General features: G+C 36.6%; 23 protein-coding genes and 1 pseudogene. 13 read left to right on the plus strand and 11 right to left on the minus strand.

Annotated features, from left to right (window positions below; all coding sequences use genetic code 11):
* Positions 1 to 167 precede the first annotated feature (167 nt).
* Positions 168 to 692 (minus strand): YfiT family bacillithiol transferase, encoded by a 525-nt coding sequence (locus tag MLE14_RS16175; RefSeq protein ID WP_243299452.1) that lies wholly within the window; start codon positions 690 to 692, stop codon positions 168 to 170.
* Positions 693 to 810: 118 nt separating this feature from the next.
* Between MLE14_RS16175 and MLE14_RS16180 the strand changes: the two genes are divergently transcribed.
* Positions 811 to 1,470, plus strand: coding sequence for a Type 1 glutamine amidotransferase-like domain-containing protein (locus MLE14_RS16180; RefSeq protein WP_243299453.1), 660 nt, complete (start codon positions 811 to 813; stop codon positions 1,468 to 1,470).
* 195 nt (positions 1,471 to 1,665) lie between these two features.
* Here the strand turns inward: MLE14_RS16180 and MLE14_RS16185 are convergent, their stop codons facing one another.
* The gene (locus MLE14_RS16185) at positions 1,666 to 2,487 is read right to left on the minus strand and encodes a dimethylarginine dimethylaminohydrolase family protein (RefSeq protein WP_390629056.1); all 822 of its coding nucleotides are present in this window, start codon (positions 2,485 to 2,487) and stop codon (positions 1,666 to 1,668) included.
* Between the two features lie 355 nt (positions 2,488 to 2,842).
* Between MLE14_RS16185 and MLE14_RS16190 the strand changes: the two genes are divergently transcribed.
* The 7 genes and pseudogenes from MLE14_RS16190 (at position 2,843) to MLE14_RS16220 (ending at position 7,825) form a co-directional block, all read left to right on the plus strand.
* Positions 2,843 to 3,172 carry a class I SAM-dependent methyltransferase gene (locus tag MLE14_RS16190; RefSeq protein ID WP_313897631.1) on the plus strand — a complete coding sequence of 110 codons (330 nt, stop codon included), beginning with the start codon at positions 2,843 to 2,845 and terminating at the stop codon, positions 3,170 to 3,172.
* Positions 3,173 to 3,301: 129 nt separating this feature from the next.
* Positions 3,302 to 3,484, plus strand: coding sequence for a hypothetical protein (locus tag MLE14_RS16195; RefSeq protein ID WP_243299456.1), 183 nt, complete (start codon positions 3,302 to 3,304; stop codon positions 3,482 to 3,484).
* A 3-nt stretch (positions 3,485 to 3,487) separates the two neighbouring features.
* Positions 3,488 to 4,014: pseudogene (locus MLE14_RS16200) on the plus strand (GNAT family N-acetyltransferase).
* Between the two features lie 175 nt (positions 4,015 to 4,189).
* Positions 4,190 to 4,822: a LysE family transporter gene (locus MLE14_RS16205; RefSeq protein WP_243299457.1), complete on the plus strand. Its 633-nt coding sequence runs from the start codon at positions 4,190 to 4,192 to the stop codon at positions 4,820 to 4,822.
* A 191-nt stretch (positions 4,823 to 5,013) separates the two neighbouring features.
* Entirely contained in the window at positions 5,014 to 5,550 is a 537-nt protein-coding gene (locus tag MLE14_RS16210; protein ID WP_243299458.1) for an RNA polymerase sigma factor, read from the plus strand.
* Positions 5,525 to 6,937 carry a hypothetical protein gene (locus MLE14_RS16215; RefSeq protein ID WP_243299459.1) on the plus strand — a complete coding sequence of 471 codons (1,413 nt, stop codon included), beginning with the start codon at positions 5,525 to 5,527 and terminating at the stop codon, positions 6,935 to 6,937. The genes MLE14_RS16210 and MLE14_RS16215 overlap by 26 nt, the downstream gene beginning before the upstream one ends.
* A 459-nt stretch (positions 6,938 to 7,396) precedes the next feature.
* Positions 7,397 to 7,825 carry an NUDIX hydrolase gene (locus MLE14_RS16220; protein WP_243299460.1) on the plus strand — a complete coding sequence of 143 codons (429 nt, stop codon included), beginning with the start codon at positions 7,397 to 7,399 and terminating at the stop codon, positions 7,823 to 7,825.
* Between the two features lie 61 nt (positions 7,826 to 7,886).
* Here MLE14_RS16220 and MLE14_RS16225 read toward each other — a convergent pair whose 3' ends face one another.
* Positions 7,887 to 8,537, minus strand: a complete 651-nt coding sequence (locus MLE14_RS16225; protein WP_243299461.1) for a glycoside hydrolase domain-containing protein — start codon at positions 8,535 to 8,537, stop codon at positions 7,887 to 7,889.
* A 294-nt stretch (positions 8,538 to 8,831) separates the two neighbouring features.
* Positions 8,832 to 8,969 carry a hypothetical protein gene (locus MLE14_RS16230; RefSeq protein ID WP_243299462.1) on the minus strand — a complete coding sequence of 46 codons (138 nt, stop codon included), beginning with the start codon at positions 8,967 to 8,969 and terminating at the stop codon, positions 8,832 to 8,834.
* Between the two features lie 553 nt (positions 8,970 to 9,522).
* Between MLE14_RS16230 and MLE14_RS16235 the strand changes: the two genes are divergently transcribed.
* The 3 genes from MLE14_RS16235 to MLE14_RS16245 all read left to right on the plus strand — a co-directional run bounded on the left by MLE14_RS16235 (position 9,523) and on the right by MLE14_RS16245 (position 11,998).
* Positions 9,523 to 10,815, plus strand: a complete 1,293-nt coding sequence (locus tag MLE14_RS16235) for a histidine kinase (RefSeq protein WP_243299463.1) — start codon at positions 9,523 to 9,525, stop codon at positions 10,813 to 10,815.
* A gap of 72 nt (positions 10,816 to 10,887) precedes the next feature.
* Complete coding sequence (locus MLE14_RS16240; protein WP_243299464.1) at positions 10,888 to 11,379, plus strand: sensor histidine kinase; 492 nt, start codon at positions 10,888 to 10,890, stop codon at positions 11,377 to 11,379.
* A complete protein-coding gene (locus tag MLE14_RS16245) occupies positions 11,354 to 11,998 on the plus strand; it encodes a response regulator (protein WP_243299465.1) in 645 nt (214 codons plus the stop codon). The genes MLE14_RS16240 and MLE14_RS16245 overlap by 26 nt, the downstream gene beginning before the upstream one ends.
* A 63-nt stretch (positions 11,999 to 12,061) precedes the next feature.
* Here MLE14_RS16245 and MLE14_RS16250 read toward each other — a convergent pair whose 3' ends face one another.
* A complete protein-coding gene (locus tag MLE14_RS16250; RefSeq protein ID WP_243299466.1) occupies positions 12,062 to 12,535 on the minus strand; it encodes a hypothetical protein in 474 nt (157 codons plus the stop codon).
* Positions 12,536 to 12,704: 169 nt separating this feature from the next.
* Here MLE14_RS16250 and MLE14_RS16255 point away from each other — a divergent pair, with 169 nt between their 5' ends.
* Together MLE14_RS16255 and MLE14_RS16260 are read left to right on the plus strand one after the other, a co-directional pair.
* Positions 12,705 to 13,286 (plus strand): lysophospholipid acyltransferase family protein, encoded by a 582-nt coding sequence (locus MLE14_RS16255; RefSeq protein ID WP_243299467.1) that lies wholly within the window; start codon positions 12,705 to 12,707, stop codon positions 13,284 to 13,286.
* 133 nt (positions 13,287 to 13,419) lie between these two features.
* Entirely contained in the window at positions 13,420 to 13,788 is a 369-nt protein-coding gene (locus MLE14_RS16260; protein WP_243299468.1) for a hypothetical protein, read from the plus strand.
* A gap of 270 nt (positions 13,789 to 14,058) precedes the next feature.
* Here MLE14_RS16260 and MLE14_RS16265 read toward each other — a convergent pair whose 3' ends face one another.
* The 6 genes from MLE14_RS16265 to MLE14_RS16290 form a co-directional block, all read right to left on the minus strand.
* Positions 14,059 to 15,402, minus strand: a complete 1,344-nt coding sequence (locus tag MLE14_RS16265; RefSeq protein WP_243299469.1) for a sodium-dependent transporter — start codon at positions 15,400 to 15,402, stop codon at positions 14,059 to 14,061.
* A gap of 229 nt (positions 15,403 to 15,631) precedes the next feature.
* On the minus strand, positions 15,632 to 16,489 hold the full coding sequence (locus MLE14_RS16270; protein WP_243299470.1) for a DUF421 domain-containing protein: 858 nt from the start codon (positions 16,487 to 16,489) through the stop codon (positions 15,632 to 15,634).
* 19 nt (positions 16,490 to 16,508) lie between these two features.
* Positions 16,509 to 16,715, minus strand: coding sequence for a DUF1657 domain-containing protein (locus tag MLE14_RS16275; protein ID WP_243299471.1), 207 nt, complete (start codon positions 16,713 to 16,715; stop codon positions 16,509 to 16,511).
* 38 nt (positions 16,716 to 16,753) lie between these two features.
* Positions 16,754 to 16,957: a DUF1657 domain-containing protein gene (locus MLE14_RS16280; RefSeq protein ID WP_243299472.1), complete on the minus strand. Its 204-nt coding sequence runs from the start codon at positions 16,955 to 16,957 to the stop codon at positions 16,754 to 16,756.
* A 203-nt stretch (positions 16,958 to 17,160) separates the two neighbouring features.
* Complete coding sequence (locus MLE14_RS16285; protein WP_243299473.1) at positions 17,161 to 17,340, minus strand: toxin-antitoxin system HicB family antitoxin; 180 nt, start codon at positions 17,338 to 17,340, stop codon at positions 17,161 to 17,163.
* 6 nt (positions 17,341 to 17,346) lie between these two features.
* Positions 17,347 to 18,192, minus strand: a complete 846-nt coding sequence (locus tag MLE14_RS16290; RefSeq protein ID WP_243299474.1) for an SPFH domain-containing protein — start codon at positions 18,190 to 18,192, stop codon at positions 17,347 to 17,349.
* Positions 18,193 to 18,205: the final 13 nt, after the last annotated feature.

The raw sequence follows: 18,205 nt of genomic DNA on the forward strand, positions 1-18,205 counted from the left end.
TGGCATAAAGAATAAGAATAATAGACAAATCACACTCATTTCTAAGATGGATTCTGAGAAAAATTCTTAAAATCATAAAGGCATTTGGGAATAAAAACATTCCCAAATGCCTTTTGTCTTCAATCTGGAGCTTGGAGTCAACTCCAAGCTCATTTTCTCTATCAAACTTAACTTTTCCAGCCTTTAGTAAGGAGTAAATTGATAATTTGGGCAAGATGATGTCTACCATGCCATGAATAGGTTCCTATACATAAATATACAGAATGTTTACCTGAATCCGGGTGATAAAAATTCTTTTCCAACTCATTCGGTTTTAAATTTTTTAATAAATGTGTCCAGCGCCGATGAAGAGAATCTAGCAGTGATAAGGAGACGTCAATAGGTAATCGGTAATCAGGAAGCTTGGCCCACTGAGCTTCATTATAAGGTTTAATCGTTGGATTTTCTTCTGTTAAGGCAAGTTTTATCCGTATATAAGCATTTAAATGACTGTCTGCCAAATGATGGACTACTTGTCTAATTGTCCAGCCGCCTTTCCGATAAGGAGTATCCAGTTGCTCTTCATTTAAATCTTGAACTGCTTCCCGAACTAAACAAGGTAACTCCTCGATATCCTGAATCCATTGTTCCAGTATTTTCTCAGTAATATTTCCATTAAACGCAAATTTTCCAATCGGATATTTTGGGTCCATGAAATCCACATCCTAAATTTTTTTAAGAGATCTCAAATAGTTACAATTTATGTTACCATTAATATCCAAACAATAGGAGTAAAATGAAGGTTTTTATCATTAAAAGGGGGGCGTTTTTATGGATAGACATCTTTTTCTTTTTGGGGGCAGTCCTCCATTTACAAATAAGCTGGCAAAATGGTTTGTCAAAATAGCATTGAAGAGTAGTAAGCCCGTATCTGTATTAATTGTGGAGAGAGAGGGCTGGGAACAATATATGCCAAAGTATACTCTTGCTTTAGAAAAACAAGGGGTAACTGATTTTTTCTTTTTTCCACTCCCTACGTCGCCAATCGAGGAAATCATGCAATGTCTGAATAATAGTTCTGGTATCATAATCGGAGGCGGAAACACGAACTTATATGCTGATTACATTGTAGAAACCCCGATTTCTAAACAGATCAAGGAGTGCTATGAAAAAGGAATCCCGGTTGCAGGTTTTTCAGCCGGTGCCTTAATCAGTCCAGAACATTGCATAATTTCCCCGAAAGATAATGAACAACATAAATTTCAGCAGAGAAAGGGTCTGGGCTTAGTATCAGAGATTGTCATTGCCGTCCATTTTTCTCAATGGGGTGATGAGGAGCATTTACGGGAAGCAGTCAGTAAGTTTAAAAACTATAAAAATTTTGGAATTGATGAAAGAACAGGTGTTTATTTTTTAAATGGCCAGCCAAAAGAGATGGAAGGAGAAGGTGTTTATAGTATAAAAAATGGTTTGTTACGAAGATTACTATAGAAAAATAAAATCGATTTACTGAGAGCATTCAACGGTACATAAATTGGACAGGTACACTATATTGAATGGCACATAACTGGAGAAAATCGGCAAATCAAACGCGGCCAATGACACATAAACACTATGAACTGGCACATAGTAAGGGACAAGCACAATTTGTATTTGTGCATGTCCCTATTTTTATAAAAGTTATGATTAGGCTTCAACCCTCAGCAATGGCATCGTGCAGCAGCGGAAAGAACCTCCTGATTTAATAATTTCCGTAATATCTACCTCTATGATTTCGTATCCCCGTTTTCGAAGTTCACTGTTCACTTCCGTATTAACAGGAAGGCTTAGAATTTTTTTATTTCCGATTGAAAGGACATTCGTTCCCAATTGGAATTGTTCCTCGCCATTAACTTCAATTAGTTCATAACGAGATGCTAAAAAGTCGATTTCTTTTTGAGTAAATGCTTCTGGGAAAAACAATGCTTCTTTTGGCGAAATAATATTAAAGACACAATCGAGATGTAAGTACTTTTCTGTAAACGGAACTGCAACTACTTCAAAGTCACGGATAATACTTTGTAAATATTGAATGGTTTCTTGATCCGTCCTGTTACTAATTCCAATATAAATTGTTTCGCGGTCGATAAGGACATCGCCGCCTTCAATATGGTTTCCCACTAAATTAAAATAAGAGATTTCCTGATCCTCGAGCCAATGCTTTAGCATTTGCTCCTCTCCTTTTCGGACATCATGTGCCATATCCGCTACATAAATAATACCGCCAAGGGTAAAACCAATATCCCGTGTAAACACCTGTTCCGGAAATTTTCTTCGCGGGGGCAAGAGAGTAACGTCAATATCATGGTCTCGGAGTGTTTGCACCAATTGTTTATGCTGTTTCATTGCCGTTTCAATATGTATGCCTACATCCTTAAATTTTTTCTGTGTATCATTAATAACTTGCCGAATGGTCATGTATTGAGGTTCACATAATATCACACTTTTTAGTGGATCGTATTCACTCATACAATAGGTTTTTAGCGTCTGCGGCAATCTAATTCCTCCTTTAGCGAATATTCCTAACGATTAGTATGGATATATTTATGGAGTTGGATACCACTAAGATGGGACAGCTATTGACTTCAATAAGTTATATTTATCCCATTATAAAATATAAAAAATATTACTTATTTATATAATTATTTAAAATAAAAGTATAACAAATGGAAAAGAGGAAAGCGGATGCCAATCACATTTTCATAGTGATGAAAATAAAAGATCCTATACATCAAGAAAAGCCGACGTCACATGGACCAATTTCATAAACAAAGTAGTGGAAGTAACAGATAAAGTTGTCCTGGATATTGGGTGAGGGGGAGGAATTTATACAAGGGCATTGGTTGAAATGGGAGCAGAAAAAGTGACTGGCCTAGATTTTTCAGAAAATATGATTGTGTCAGCACAAGAAAATAGTAAGGAATATCCTGCTGCTTCATTTGTAATAGGAAATGCTTTGGATACAAAACTTCCTGACAGCCAATATGACATCATTTTGGAAAGAGCATTGGTTCACTATATTAGTAATTTGCAAGCTTGTATTAATGAAGTTTTTAGGTTATTGAAACCAGGTGGTACCTGTATTATACATGACCGAACACCTGAAGACTGTTTATTGGAAGGAAGTCCTACATTTAAGAGGGTATCTTTTTGAGTAATTCCCGAGGCTGAAGGATTTCGAATTGGCAAGAAGACATGAAAGCGGAAAGATTATCGATGCTTTCCGGGTTTTACTCAGATAAAACAGCTGAATTTATGGGAAGTAAGAAAGATATATCAAGATTTGGATGAATTAGAGTTTGACCTGCTGAATCGAACGGGAAGATCGATTCTTCATGAATTACATAATGTTGAAATAAAAAGACTGGTAGATTTTATCAAAAGCAATCTATACAATAGACATAATAAGGAAATCATTGAAAGAGATCGATGGACGATTTGGATAGGGATAAAAGTGGGGGATTAATGGTTGGGAACTTCAGTGTTTTTAATCAAGCCTACAGTAGAGTTACAACAAGCATATCTTGAATTTTACCAGGAGTGGGTTGAGAGCGGTGAAGACAGGGTACCATGGGTAATCAGTAAGGATCCCTCAGATTTTAAAGGGATGGCACACACTTTATTGGAATCTGAAAAAGGAATTAAACTGCCTGCTGGCTGGGTACCTGATAGTACGTACTGGCTTGTTTCAGATGATAAAAAAGTACTTGGTGCTGTCAATATACGTCATTCGTTGACCGAAAAGCTGCTTCACACTGGCGGTCATATCGGTTATGGCATCCGGCCAAGTGAGAGAAAGAAAGGCTATGCAACCCAACTGTTTGCATTATCACTGGAAAAAACAAAAAGCTTGGGATTAATCGGGTTCTTGTATGCTGTAATGCGGATAATATAGGGTCAGAAAAAGTAATTTTAGCCAATGGCGGAGTCCGTGATGTGAGTTTTGTAGAAGAAGATGGAAATGTTGTTCACCGGTTTTGGATTAATCTTATATAGAGTTTAATGGGGGATGCACCGTACTGCATAAAGGAAACACGCGGGATCCACTATTTTCAAAATGGTATCGAAAATTAGCAAGTGATATTTTGCTTCAATCTGTTGTTTTAGAGAAATAGAGAGCTGCATAAAATGTACAAGCGTATCTCTAAATAACGCAGTTTGGGGTGGATAGATGAGTGTCAGTGTGTTTGTAAGCTATATTATATTAGGTTTGACATTAGCAGCACCAATCGGACCAGTTAATTCCGTTCGGTTAGATAAAGGGATCAAAAATGGATTTTGGCATGCATGGGTCGTTGGAATAGGATCTATGATCGCTGATGGAATTTTTATGCTGACTGTGTATTTAGGTGTCGTACATTTTTTGGATTCACCGCCCGTTCAAACTTTCTTATGGCTCTTTGGCGGATTCGTCCTCATATATAGTGGTATTGAAAGTATTTTAGGCGCGAATAATTTTTCATTGAATGATAACCGTCAAAAAGATTCATTGCTAAAATGTTTTTTTACAGGATTTATAATGTCAATATCGAGCCCCTTATCCATTTTATTTTGGCTGGGAATCTACGGTTCCGTATTGGCCAAAACAGCTGTTACATATGGCACCCATGAGCTTTTACTCTATAGTTCTATGATATTTCTCGGTTTAACCCTATGGGATTTGTTAGTAGCTGGGTTAACTAGCGGGTTTAGACGATTTTTAACAGCCAATAGTCTGATGGTTATTTCCAAGTTATCAGGCTTGTCTTTAGTTGGATTTGGTGTTTATTTTGGATATGAAGGGATTCAGTCTTTACTAAAATAATAGTTGAATTATAACGATACACAATTTCAAGATCAAGATTGTTATACTAAAATATGGCAAATCAAGAAATAGTCCTGTTCTTTAAAGAGAGGGCTATTTTATTTTGAACAGAACTTTTTTAAAAAGTGCAACTTTTCCGTTTAAATTACGTTGTTAAGCATGAAGAGAAAGATTCGAAAGGAGGGGCAATTTTGGATCAGGAAGTGATCAGGCAAAAAGTGAATGAGTGGTATGAAACGTATAACAATGATATTTATCAATATATTTTCTTTATGATTGGGGATCATGAACAGGCAAAAGACCTCGTTCATGATACTTTCCTTCGCTCTTATAATCATTATTTGTCGTTTAGAGGCGGCAGTGAAAAAGGATGGCTCTTTCGAATTGCAAGAAATATTACGATTGACTTCATTAGAAAAAGGAAACCAATCTCGTATTTAATGAATTTCAATATACAACTGAAGACAAATGAATTATTACCAGAACATATTGTGACCTTAAATGAATCCGAAAAAGAGCTCTATTCCGCTTTAACAAAACTAAAAAGATCATATCGCGATGTCATTATCTTAAGAAAATTGAAGGATTTTTCGATTCAGGAAACAGCAGACATTCTTGGCTGGAATGAATCCAAAGTAAAATCAACCCTATTTAGGGGATTAAAAGAGTTAAAAAATGAATTAATAAAGGAGGGATATCAGCATGAAACCCTTTCAAGAAATGGATGAGTTCAATCAAGAGTTTGAATCTCTTCAAACAAAATTTTCAATGACCTCTGCTGAAAGAAAAGAAATTCAAACTAAACTTAACAAAAACATGAATGCGATAACAGTCAATCTGCCTGAAAAGAAAAAAAGGATACCTTTTATGTACTATACCGCATTATCGCTAGCTGGATTATTATTTGTATTACTAGCGGGATCCAGTCTCTTCCAACAAACGGAATTCAATTCACCTTCGAATCAAAATCCAAATGTAACTGAGAACCCTCGAGAAGAAGATAATGAGACTCCTGAAAAAGAAAATGGGGAAATAAAGTATGATGTAGCAACAGCTCTTTCTGTTTTAAAAGAAGATCTTCGTCTCGGGATGACACAGGATGAGGTAAGCGGGTTATTCGGTACGGACTACGAAGAAGTGAGTTCAGAAATCGATAATGAACATAAATGGCGATATGATATCGGAACCAGAGTGGGGTATCAATATTCGGAAGATTACGACTTTGCTGATATGGATGGCCTTCTAAATGGAAATGTAAAAATGCAAATTTGGGTTGCATGGGATGAGGAGTCAAAAGTGAAAAGTTTCTCTTCACTATATGTAAATCCAGAAGACGAAAAATTATATGAATACCGAGTTTTTCCAGACGGAACAGTGAGGGATATTCCATATGTTGAAGTAAAACAACCTGAAGATAATGATGAATTAAATCCCTCTCAGCAAGAAGAAAACATTACGAATGATCCTGTTAAATTGGAAGAAGCAATTGGGATATCGAATGAATTATTAACCGGATTAAAAGAAACGTTTAAACAATTAGGGGAAGAATATCAGTGGTCATCAGTTGACTTTCCAGGGTATACTGAACCAGACTATTCGGTGGCGAAACCACATTTGTTACACTTTGCCACTGAGGAATTTGCAGATGGTACCCTTCAAGAGATTTTGATGGATTTTTATTGCCACTGTGATAAATTTTCTTTGCCTGGATTTGATTTTCATATCAGATCGGAATTGGTTGAGTCAAGCGAAAATCATTTTGTAATTAAAAGTATCAGTATTGTAAACCTGCTGGGGCACGGCGGGTACACTGGTTATATCACAGTAGAAAATGTAAACGGAAGCTGGAAAATCAATCATTGGGAGACAGTAAGCTATATAGATGAACCTATTAACTTAAGACCCGATGAGTATATACAATATTCGAGTAATGAAGGCTCAGGAGATAAAATCACCTTTATCGACACAGTTCAAATGCCTTCATCTGATGAGGGTGTCGGTGAAATAGAAGTACACGTTTTCCACAGTGAATTATCGAATACCTATTTTGGAATTGAGGCGAACAGTACTAAAGCGGTTAGTGTAAGCCATATTGAGAAGTATAATAACCAATAGGAACAATGCTCCTCCTTTAAAATAAGGGGGATTTTTTTTATGCCAAGTAAGATATTTTTATTTAATTATTTATACATTTACACTAATTAAAGTATCATCGAGGTTTGATTGTTACTAAAAATATTAGAAAAGGTATGAAGAAACTGGTAAAATTTATTGAGTATTTTATTAGAGTACGTTGTTTGAATCTTCGTTTTCGCAACTAGTGAAACTATATCAAAAGCACCCTGAAAATCCAGAGTTAAAAATCATCCCGGAAAAGAAAAAAGATGTGCTTTTAAATGAAAAGACTGCATGGCAATCTTACAATTTGCCGCTTGAAAAGCAACGAGGGAAGAAGTTCATCAAAAGGGATACTGGCATGAGACGTTTCATTGCTGGTTTATGAGGAAGGAAAGGGGGAAAATTTATATATATTTTCAGTTGCGCAGCGATTGTAAAAAGGATTACCCCAGCCAATTGGATATAACAGCTGCAGGACATCTTCTCTCTCACGAAGCAGTTATTGATGGAGTTAGAGAGGTTAAAGAGGAATTAGGAATCGATGTGTCGATGAACAAATTAATCTCAATTGGAGTGATTCCATATAGTCTAGAAAATAATAAAATAATAGATAGGGAATTTGCACATGTTTTTATTTATGAATGGAATCAGGCTTGGGATGATTTTAAATTACAAAAAGAAGAAGTGGCGGGAATCCTAAAAATGGAGGTAACACAATTTTATAGACTTTGGTTTAAAAACCAATCAGAGGCCCCAGTTTCTGGATTTGTGGTAAACCGAGCTGGTGACATGGTTAAGGTTGAAAGGCATGTAACAAAATCAGACTTTGTTCATCATGAGGATTCTTATTTTATAAAAGTATTGGATGGTATACGAGCCATTTAAAAATATCAGGTGCCTGCACAAAAAGGTTCACGTTCTAGGGCAGGCACGGTTGATTATGTTGTTAATACATTAAATTATACAATTTTTGATCCGCGAGTACTGTATCAATTGGGCATTCAGTAGAATTTCGTCCATATTGCCATGCCCAAACAGTTGCGTAGCAATCAGGTTTTTGGGGTCTAAATCTGGGAATTTTTGTTTTGCTGCTTACTCCCGTTTGAGGTTCTGCACTCCATAATATCGACTGATTTTTTACCAATTCACTTTGTGCCACTGCTTGACAATAGGCTTCATTAAAATTTCCCTGAACCGGGTCATGATAATAACCTGGTCGGTAAGTACTAGAAAACATGGTTTCTACCCAGCCAATTAACCAATTGGCATCTACCTCAAAAAATCTTTCTATATTGGCAAACAATACAGTGCCATCTTTAATTCCTAATCTTTTTGCTCTGTAAATAGCATTTCTGGCTGCAACTATTCCCTGTTGTTTCCCAACCGTGTTTCGAAAATTGTTATATATGGGCATTATTTTAATTCCATTGCTTTTAAGAAAATTAATTTCATTAGTAGTGAGACCCTCACTTGCACCTGGAACAGTTGATAAATATCGTCCCCAAAAATCAGGCATGCCATAATTATTCTTAACACAGGATAATAATTCTTCATCAGCAATGGCAGCAGAATCTACACCCCAGTTTAATGGACTCACCAGTGAACACCTCCAATTTTTTATATGTATGAATTCTTTACTTAAATTAATTCAAAATTAAAAAAGCTTGTCCTTAGGTAAATTTACCTAAGGACAAGCACTTTTAGAAAAAGTATTTAATTGAATTTATCTGGAAATTGCTTGAGAATACCTTCAGTTAAAACATCCGCTAGTTTCATGATGTGAAGCTCGCCTTCTTCAAAAGCGATGCATGAATAGGGGAAATCATGACCGCAAAAATGACTAGTAACGAAGTAAAAGTGAACAGTAATTTTTTCACAGCCATTGTACCTATTAATCCGATTTTCTTTTATTATTGCCTGGCACATCTTGTCTTGGCATAACTTTTACAAGTTCCTCGCTTAATTCCATACCTTTTTTACGGTTGTTATTTCTTTGCGCGTTTGCATTTCCTCGTTTTGTACGACCCAACGTTCTCAACCTCATTTCATTTAAATGTCAGTAACTAGTATGGTTTGCTTAAAGGTTATTATTCATGTTGGTCTTATTGATTGAAGAAATAAAAAAAGACGCCAGATATGACGTCTTTTACGTATTGAGGCGATAGACTGTGTCCCACATTACACATTGTATGTCTATCGACTTACACAATTCAGCTCATCGCTCAACTACTATAACATGTGCAGCATGCAAATTCAACAGCCAGATAAATATACTGTTTATTTAAACAATATTACTTTAGTTGTATAGAAAATAGTACATCTGGTTACCTTTAAAGGAACGGAAATACCAACTGAAACTCATGAATTAGCTTATAGCTTGTTCAAAATTTAGGCTTGGCATCGGAAGCGGAAGCATTAATAAATATGCCATTGCTATTCGTAGGTTTTGCCCAAATTGGTTAGTGCGCTTATGCATTGGACCAGTTAGGGTTTTCTTATCATGCAAGAAAAAGTAAGATAGGATTATAAATAACAAAAAATTCGAACAATAGAGAAGAATGATGAACCTTGGAGGATTTTATATGAAAAAGCTTCTGACTTCCCCAAAAACAGAAAGACCCGCAAGGATGTATTTGTTAATCATATCTATTTTTGGCTGGCTATACACAGGTTCGCAGCTCATTCATATTGAGGGCGGATTCGATCCTTGGATCTATACAATCCTCCTTATCTTTTTAGCGGTTTGCGAGCTATTTCCTGTTCCAGTCTGGAAAGGCTTTACCACTCTAAGTTTTCCAATTGTGTACGCCTTATATATTATGGTTGGACTGCCGCTGGCGTTGGTCAGTTATGCCCTTGTCATTTTGATTGTTAACATAATAGACCGACGGCCATTCCGGATTGTTTCCTTTAATCCTGCCCAGCTTGTAATAAGTTTTTCACTGGCTGTCTTTCTATCAGATTCATTTTTATTCTATTTTAATAATGAAAATATCCTATTAACCCAGATCATTAAGCTATTTGTTATATTGTTTTTCTTTTATATGATAAATAATATTTTTATAGATTTGGTATTATTGCTAAGGCCGCAGAAATATCCATTTCAATTATGGAAGCAAAAGCTTTTATCTGAGATAAATAGTGGAATGATCTCTTTTGCTTACGGTTGTTTATTTTTTATTTTAGGGAGCCAAAACCGCGGTCAGATTGATATGTTTTCGTTTTTTTTCTTTTTCTCACCACTGGTAGCAATTGCACTTTTCAGTTCAGTAATTGCTCGGTTAAAAATAGAACGGAATCGCCTGAATGCATTGGTTTCCTTAACAACAACCCTTAATAAATTGATGCCGACAAAAGAATGGATTGAAGCCTTAAAATCCAGTTTTCACGAATTAATTGATGTTGAAGCACTTGTATTGTGGACGACTGAAAACGGAAGATGGAAAATTAGTTATAAAGATGGAAAGGTATATTCGATTTCACTGCTCTCCGATGAAGTCGTGGATTTGTTTGAACAAATAAAAAAGCCTTTAATTATATTCGATAGTCATAAGGAAATGGTTCCTGCCAATGAATACTTTGGGAAAGAGCTTAGAAGTTTTGTATTTTCTCCCCTTGTAGTGGATAACGAAACAGTTGGTATATTAGCAGTAGCTAGAAGTCGGACCAAAAGCTTTAACAATGGAGAAATTCAATCCATTGCTACACTGGCTAACCAGCTGGCAGTTATTATAAAAACAAGAATCTTAATTTTGGACAAAGAAAAACGCAGTTTATTAGAAGAAAGAAATCGAATTGCCCGTGACATCCATGATGGCATAGCCCAAACATTAGCTGGTGCACTAATGAAGCTGGAAACAGCCCAGAGGAAATAGGAAAGGTCACCAGAAGAATCTATGTTCCTTGTGAAGGATAGTATGGAGAAATTGCGGGGAAGTTTAAAACAAGTGCGACAGTCAATTTATGCATTAAGACCAAACCCAACGGAGCGTGTTGGTCTGCATACGGCGATTCAGCAAGAAATAAAGGTATTTGAACAAGAGACAGGTCTTTCCTTTTCATATGAGCAGCGCGGCAAAATTCAACAGTTAAGTTCAATGGTTGAGAAAATTTTGTTTGAAACCTTTCAGGAATGTGTTCAAAACATCATCAAGCACGCACAGGCTACCAAAGTTGAGATACTTTTAAGCTATCAAAAAGAAAGCATTATTCTAAAAGTAAAAGATGATGGGATTGGATTTTCTTTATTAGAAGCGATGTTAAAAGCGCAAAAAGAGCCCCATTTTGGTATCTTGCATATGAATGACGCAGCCGAGAAGATAGACTCTTCCCTTCAAATTGACAGTAAGCCCGGTAAGGGAACTGAAATTATTATGACTGTCCCAAAAATGGGAATAGAGGGGGAAATCGATCATGATCAAGCTTATGTTAGTGGATGACCATGCCATCCTTCGCGATGGGTTACGAAACTTATTAGAAGTAGAAGATGATATAAAAGTGGTGGGGGAAGCTGTTTCAGGAGAGGATGCCCTCAGTAAAATCAACAACTGTAAACCTGATGTTGTTCTCATGGATATCAATATGCCGAACATGAACGGTGTTGAGGTAACGGGGCTTTTAAAAAAACAGTATCCGGAAACAAAAGTACTGATTTTAACAATGCACAGTCACGACGAATATTTTATGTCAGCGATTCGGGAAGGCGCTGACGGATACTTATTAAAGGATGCTCCATTTGATCAAGTCATCAATGCTATTCGGACAGTGGCAAAGGGTGAATCAGTCATCCATCCATCTATGACAAAAAAACTGCTCAACTTTCATCAGCAGAAGTGGCAAAAAGATAGTACAGTATTGACAGAACGGGAAAAAGAAGTACTGCAGTGTCTCGTTGAAGGACTTTCGAACAAAGAAATTGCGGAAAAGCTGTATATCAGTGATAAAACCGTAAAGATTCATGTCAGTAAAATTTTTAAAAAATTAAACGTGAAGAGCCGATCCCAGGTAGTTATATATGCAGTCCAGCATCAGCTGGTACCTTTGCCTGATTCTAATTAGGTACATAACAAAAGGTTTGAGGAGGGTATTCCTCAAACCTTTTTATATTCTTCGTTTGTTGGCTTAGTAAGAAGCTCCCTCTTGGCCTTCTGCAGGAAATTGAACACCCATTGCTTGCACTGATTCTTTCGCCTGCTGTAAAGTAGACTCTGCTTGGTTTTGCCATCTGGAGATCATTTGAATAAAGCCTTTGAATTCAGAACTAGCGTTTTCTTCCATTACTTGTAACCATTGTCTGACACCTCTGTCTTGTCTCTGTGCATTTAGAATACAGGCAGCAAGCGTGTCAATAATAGATTCCCGTCTTTCGCCATTGACGAGTCTGATCGCACAACCAACAGTAGTGACGCGATGATAAGATGCAGGAACAAGATGATTATGCATCTCATTATTGCCTTCCAGATTCTCTGTTTGCGGAATATGATATAGTTCACTGCTCATGGAACAGACCATTTCTTCTGCATATAGGCTTTGCTGCAATAAGGTTAAAATAGGTTCCCAATTATTTTGACGGTAATAGTAATAATAAGGATACATCGGACCAACCCCTTGTGTGTAAATTTTTATCCTAATGGTTTATTTGTATGATAAAAGCCTATGGAGCGTGAATATGCTATATTGGTCTATTAAATTGGAATTTTATTTGCTATTTTCATATAATCCATCTATACTTTTTAACATCAATTGACAGTCAAAAGGTGAGAACATGTATCAGGCAGCAAAGAAAATCGCGATTATTTTGTTTCGTATATTTGGAAGAATTCACACGAAAAATAAACACTTGCTCCCGGATCATAAAGGATATATAGTAGCCTGTACACATGAAGGCTGGCTTGAAATAGTGGCGTTAGGAATTGTTTTGCCAAAACCGATTCATTTTATGGCAAAGAAGGAACTTTTTCAAAATAGAATTATTGATTTTTTTCTCAAAAAGCTAAATGCCTTTCCGGTAAATCGCGAGAATCCGGGACCAAGCAGTATTAAACAACCGATCAAGTTATTAAAAGCGGGTGAAGTTGTTGGAATATTTCCAAGCGGAATGAGAACAAGCGAGGATGTTTCCTTAAAAAGAGGGGCTGTGACGATCGCAAATCTGGCACAGACTCCTATTGTCCCAGCGTATTATCAGGGGCCATTTTATTTAAAGGAACTTATTTTTAGCAGAAAAAGACCGACAATCATTTTTGGGGAACCTTTCTATGTAAATATTACACAAAAAGAAGATTTTGAAAAATATACAGACTATTTAAATCAACAAATACAATATTTAAAAGAACAATTACAATAATTTAGGCAGAAGTGGTAGTGCTTGCTAGCTTTTAAGGGTATACTATACATAAGGGTTTTGGTTCACCTGGTCTTCTGTTGTTTACCATTGCTTACAGAAGGCAACCCGAGTAAACAAAGAAAGGATGACCAATATGACTTCTTCCTTATACCAAGCAAAAGTTGGAGATGGGATTAAACAAAAGGGAATAAAGCGAACTGATTCCCTTTTTAGTTCTCCTAAAGAGGCTATTACTGAGGCATTTGCCTTAAAGAAAAAAATTGATGGTCAATATAATCATAAAATTGAATGGGACTATGATGGAGAAATCACAGGAACATCCAGTAACCTAAAGATCTTAAAGGGTTATTTGAATGGTGACCAAGAATCACATGCATTTTATCTGCAAATCTTATCTATAAAAAAATCAGATAAGCACTCAGTTATTTCTCCTATTCAGCCTTCCCAATTATCTGCTAAAGACCAAAAGGCACTTGATAATGCTGTTAAATGGTATGCATAATGAAAAAGAGAGCAAAAGCCTTTTGGCCGTGGCTCTCTTTTTTTCTTTGGGCAGTTTTGCCTTCCTACTTTTGAGTAAGCCCTATGATCATCACAATGAGCACCAGCAACTGGATGGTAACTTCGACATCCATCGATAGCCGCCTCCTCTTCATAAGTGAAGCTCATCCCCCGGCTTCTCTACTCATAGAAAAGGACTTACGTTTCCCCACTAAATATATATTCGTCCACATCGAAAATATGCTTCGGAGACTTAGAGAAAATCGTCATTCTACCAAATTCCTAATACATCCATCATAACAAGGATAATGAGGGGAGGAGCAATAAATCTAATTGTAAAATACCAGGCATCAAATATGCCTTTTTTTATCCAATTTCCTTTTTTTATTTCACTGTAAAGAAGTGAACGCTTCATTTTTAGCGGTACAAAAATAGAGATTAAAAGAGCTCCAAACGGAAGCAGCACATTGCTCACTGTATAATCGGCGAAGTCAAAAATACTTTTTCCAAATATTTGTACATCACTTAATATCCCGAATGATAGGGCTGACGGGACACCTAGAATAAAAATCGCCAGACCAATAATCCACGACCATTTAATTCTATGTTCTGGTTTTCCATTAGAGATTACTGAAATGATAATCTCTAATAAAGAAAAAGCTGATGTTAAGGCAGCAAACAAAAATAATATGAGAAATGCAATAAAAAACAACATTCCAAACGGCAGCTGATTAAATACAGTAGGCAGCACATTAAATAAAAGAACAGGACCTGCATTCGGTTCTAAATCATAGGCGAATACAGCAGGAAAAATAGCTAATCCAGCCAACAGTACAATAAATATATTCATACTGACAATCGAAACGGCAGCATGAGGAAGACTCTGGTTTTTTGGCAAGTAGGAGCTATATGTTACCATAACCGATACTCCTACACTTAAAGTGAAGAATGATTGGCCCATGGCTTCTAACAATGTCTGTGAGGTTACTTTGGAAAAGTCAGGCTGCAAAATAAACTGAATTCCTTCCAAAGCTCCTTCTAATGTCACAGCACGAATGACTAATATGATAAATAACAGAAATAACGCAGGCATCATAAACCGGCTCGCACTTTCAATTCCTTTTTGGATTCCTCTTGAAACCACAATAATGGTCAGAAGCATAAAAATAAGCTGGAATCCCACACTTAGCAGAGGATCCGCGATAGTATTGCTGAATACAACCGCAAATTCTTCAGATGTTAATCCATCTAATTGACCGGATATGGCCTTAAATAAATAAATCAGAATCCATCCTCCAATTACGGCGTAAAAGGATAATAAAACAAAAGACGTAATCATCCCTAAAACCCCAACCCAGTGCCAATTTGTGCCCGGTGCTATTTTTTTATAGGCTTGAACCGCATTGTCCTGAGCAGTTCTTCCAATCACGAACTCCGCTAACAATAACGGAAGTCCCAGCAGCAGGGTAAATAAAATAAATAGAAGAAAAAAAGCACCTCCGCCATTTTGACCAGCAATATAAGGGAATTTCCAGATGGCTCCTAAGCCAATAGCAGAACCTGCAGCAGCTAAAATAAACCCAAGCTTAGAGGACCATTGTTCTCGTTCAGACATAAATAGATTCTCCTCAAAATAAAAGTATTAATGTGAATACCCGTTATACAGACCTTTAAACCACTTGCAACCAAAAAACGTACTAAATAAAAATGGCCCCTACTCGTGTAGGGACGATTATTACGGCAACACCTAATGATGAGACTTAAATTTCCCATAATGTTAACCATATACAATTATTCATTTTTATCATTCCAATCCAAGCTTGTCAACTATTTTCAGAAGCGATTTAGCTTAAATAAGGTGTGAGCTTCTTCTTTAAATCATCCAATTTAAGAGCATTCTTATTAAACATATCTTTAGCTTCTTTAGATTCCGTTTCTAAGGCAAAAAGCTCCAAATCCGCCTGAACTTTTTTAATCATGGCGAGTAAAAGAGGACGCTCTTGAGGACTTGGTACTTGTTTTTTGTCGTCATAGACGTCTACTGTGAGTTCCCCGTATGAATCGATCTGACCAAAAAAGACATTTTCAGGAAGCACATCCAATTTTTCAAGCTGAATATTAAGCCACTCTCTTGTCTTACCAGCTCTTTGAAGACCGTCATCAAGAATTTGTCCGTCCATTATGACAGCATTAGGTTCTTTGACATTTGCTACTTTAACATTTAAGTCCTTAGCAGTAAGAGGCTGATTTTCTTTTTTTAGAAAAACACTTAGTTTTCCATCGTGTTCAAGGATCGCAGTTTCAACTTCTGAAAGGCTATACACATTTTTTTCCCTAAGCAAGCTTAATAGGTCATCGATTGAATATTTTTCCTTTTTTAAATTTTCTTCTAATATTTTTCCGTTCCTAATGAGGTACGTACTTTTTCCTTCTATAAATTCACGGGCACTTCTGCTTTTCAGAGAACAATAGTCAGCTAACCAGGCAACGCCGCCAAATACAAAAATGGCAAGTACACCATTTAGAATATTGGTTTCCAATTTTAGAATAACCTCACTGGCCAGACTCCCGATTGTAATTCCAGCGACATACTCAAAAAAGGATAGCTGTGAGATTTGCTTTTTTCCAATCATTTTTGTGATAAGAAATAATATAACAACAAAAAAGAGTGCACGTAAAATAATCTCAATGTGTTCAGGCAATTGATTTCACCCTTTATAATTAGGAGCCCCGATATTGAGGCTCCTCATTTTCAATTTTCATTAACCGCTGGTTTAAATCTTTTTTGACTTCTTCGACCACAAGCATCGACTCATGAAAAATTTTAGCCGCATTTGGGTCTCGGGAATTTAAAGCTAAGGTTGATAATTGTGCCTCGATTCCGCTAATCGTTGCAAGACACTGTTTTACATTAGAGGCTATAGTCATAAAAGATCCTCCAAAAATCCTTTTGATGGATTAGCTTATTATTGATTGTATTGTGGTTCTTCTTGAAGAATTTGCTGAACTCTTGGCTCAAGCGAATCGATAATTGCTTGAGTTTGTTGTGCGGCAGTTTGGTAAAGCTGTTTAGCCTGTTTATTTTGTGTTCCTAATGCAAAGGTTTCTAAGCTTGCTTGCGCACTTTTCAATCCAGCAATTGTTTGTTTAACCTGACTTCCTACTGTCATTTCATTCATTCCTTCTTTCTAAATTTCTGTATTAAAATTTCTACAATGGTAGTATGACTGAATTGGACCAAAATATACGATTGAAAAATTTGTTAATAGATCTCCATGTAAAATAATTAAGAGAAACAGAAAAAATGGACGAAATCAGACAGAAAATAAGTGCATGAAAAACAAACCCTGTATCGGTCGATACAGGGTTTTGGTTATTCTTCATCTTCTTGTTTTTTAATTTTTGAAGGAAGTCTTCCAGCGCGTTTTGCGGATTCTCTTAATAAGAATTCGATATGTGCGTTAACACTTCTAAATTCGTCGGCTGCCCATTTTTCAATAATCTTATACACGTCCGGGTCAATCCGTAAAGGGAAGCTCTTTTTCTTAGCCATATGTTCCTATTGATATAAACTTCCTGTATTAATAACCGGCTGGGCAGCACGATCTGATACAATCGCAACCATCAAATTATTGACCATCGCAACTTTCCGTTCTTCATCTAATTCTACCACTTCTTTTTCTTCTAACTGCTTGATTGCCATTTGTGCCATACCAACAGCACCTTCTACGATTTTTTGCCTTGCAGATACAATCGCGGTTGCTTGCTGACGCTGCAGCATGGCACTGGCAATTTCAGTGGAGTATGCTAGATGTGTGAGTCTAGCTTCAATCACTTTAACTCCAGCAACTTCAAGACGATCCTGTAATTCCACAGAAAGTTCATTAGAGACCTCTTCTGCATTTCCGCGCAGCGTAATTTCAACATTTTCAAAGGTATCATACGGGTATTTGGTTGCCACATGACGAATCGCTGTTTCACTTTGAATTTCGACAAACTCTTCATAGTTATCTACATCAAAAACGGCTTTGGCTGAGTCGACTACTTTAAAAACAACAACGGCTGCTATTTCAATTGGATTTCCTTCTACATCATTGACTTTAAGCTTTTTTGTGTTGAAATTTCGGACACGTAAGGAAACAGTTTTTCTTAAGGTAAGCGGAACGGTAAGAAACAAACCGCTGCTGCGAATGCTTCCTAAATATCTGCCGAAAAAGGTAACGACAACAGCCTGGTTAGGCTGTATAACAGTGACTCCGCTTACAACAAGTACAGCGAGTAATACAAACGCAATGCCAAACGGGATGATTTGATTAACTAGTGAAAATACAGCTAATCCAGTAAATACAATAAAAAGCAGGATCCCTAAAAAACCATTGATATGCCAAGCATTATTTTCTTTCATTTGACATTCCCCC

The sequence above is a fragment of the Bacillus litorisediminis genome (assembly GCF_022808645.1).
Classification (GTDB): domain Bacteria; phylum Bacillota; class Bacilli; order Bacillales; family JC228; genus Bacillus_BF; species Bacillus_BF litorisediminis.

What these genes read in the sequence shown, in the direction of transcription:
- MLE14_RS16175 (WP_243299452.1), bottom strand. Translation starts at nt 692, where the DNA reads ATGGACCCAAAATATCCGATTGGAAAATTTGCGTTTAATGGAAATATT.
- MLE14_RS16180 (WP_243299453.1), top strand. Translation starts at nt 811, where the DNA reads ATGGATAGACATCTTTTTCTTTTTGGGGGCAGTCCTCCATTTACAAAT.
- MLE14_RS16185 (WP_390629056.1), bottom strand. Translation starts at nt 2,487, where the DNA reads ATGAGTGAATACGATCCACTAAAAAGTGTGATATTATGTGAACCTCAA.
- MLE14_RS16205 (WP_243299457.1), top strand. Translation starts at nt 4,190, where the DNA reads ATGAGTGTCAGTGTGTTTGTAAGCTATATTATATTAGGTTTGACATTA.
- MLE14_RS16215 (WP_243299459.1), top strand. Translation starts at nt 5,525, where the DNA reads ATGAAACCCTTTCAAGAAATGGATGAGTTCAATCAAGAGTTTGAATCT.
- MLE14_RS16235 (WP_243299463.1), top strand. Translation starts at nt 9,523, where the DNA reads ATGAAAAAGCTTCTGACTTCCCCAAAAACAGAAAGACCCGCAAGGATG.
- MLE14_RS16245 (WP_243299465.1), top strand. Translation starts at nt 11,354, where the DNA reads ATGATCAAGCTTATGTTAGTGGATGACCATGCCATCCTTCGCGATGGG.
- MLE14_RS16250 (WP_243299466.1), bottom strand. Translation starts at nt 12,535, where the DNA reads ATGTATCCTTATTATTACTATTACCGTCAAAATAATTGGGAACCTATT.
- MLE14_RS16255 (WP_243299467.1), top strand. Translation starts at nt 12,705, where the DNA reads ATGTATCAGGCAGCAAAGAAAATCGCGATTATTTTGTTTCGTATATTT.
- MLE14_RS16260 (WP_243299468.1), top strand. Translation starts at nt 13,420, where the DNA reads ATGACTTCTTCCTTATACCAAGCAAAAGTTGGAGATGGGATTAAACAA.
- MLE14_RS16265 (WP_243299469.1), bottom strand. Translation starts at nt 15,402, where the DNA reads ATGTCTGAACGAGAACAATGGTCCTCTAAGCTTGGGTTTATTTTAGCT.
- MLE14_RS16275 (WP_243299471.1), bottom strand. Translation starts at nt 16,715, where the DNA reads ATGACTATAGCCTCTAATGTAAAACAGTGTCTTGCAACGATTAGCGGA.
- MLE14_RS16280 (WP_243299472.1), bottom strand. Translation starts at nt 16,957, where the DNA reads ATGACAGTAGGAAGTCAGGTTAAACAAACAATTGCTGGATTGAAAAGT.
- MLE14_RS16285 (WP_243299473.1), bottom strand. Translation starts at nt 17,340, where the DNA reads ATGGCTAAGAAAAAGAGCTTCCCTTTACGGATTGACCCGGACGTGTAT.
- MLE14_RS16290 (WP_243299474.1), bottom strand. Translation starts at nt 18,192, where the DNA reads ATGAAAGAAAATAATGCTTGGCATATCAATGGTTTTTTAGGGATCCTG.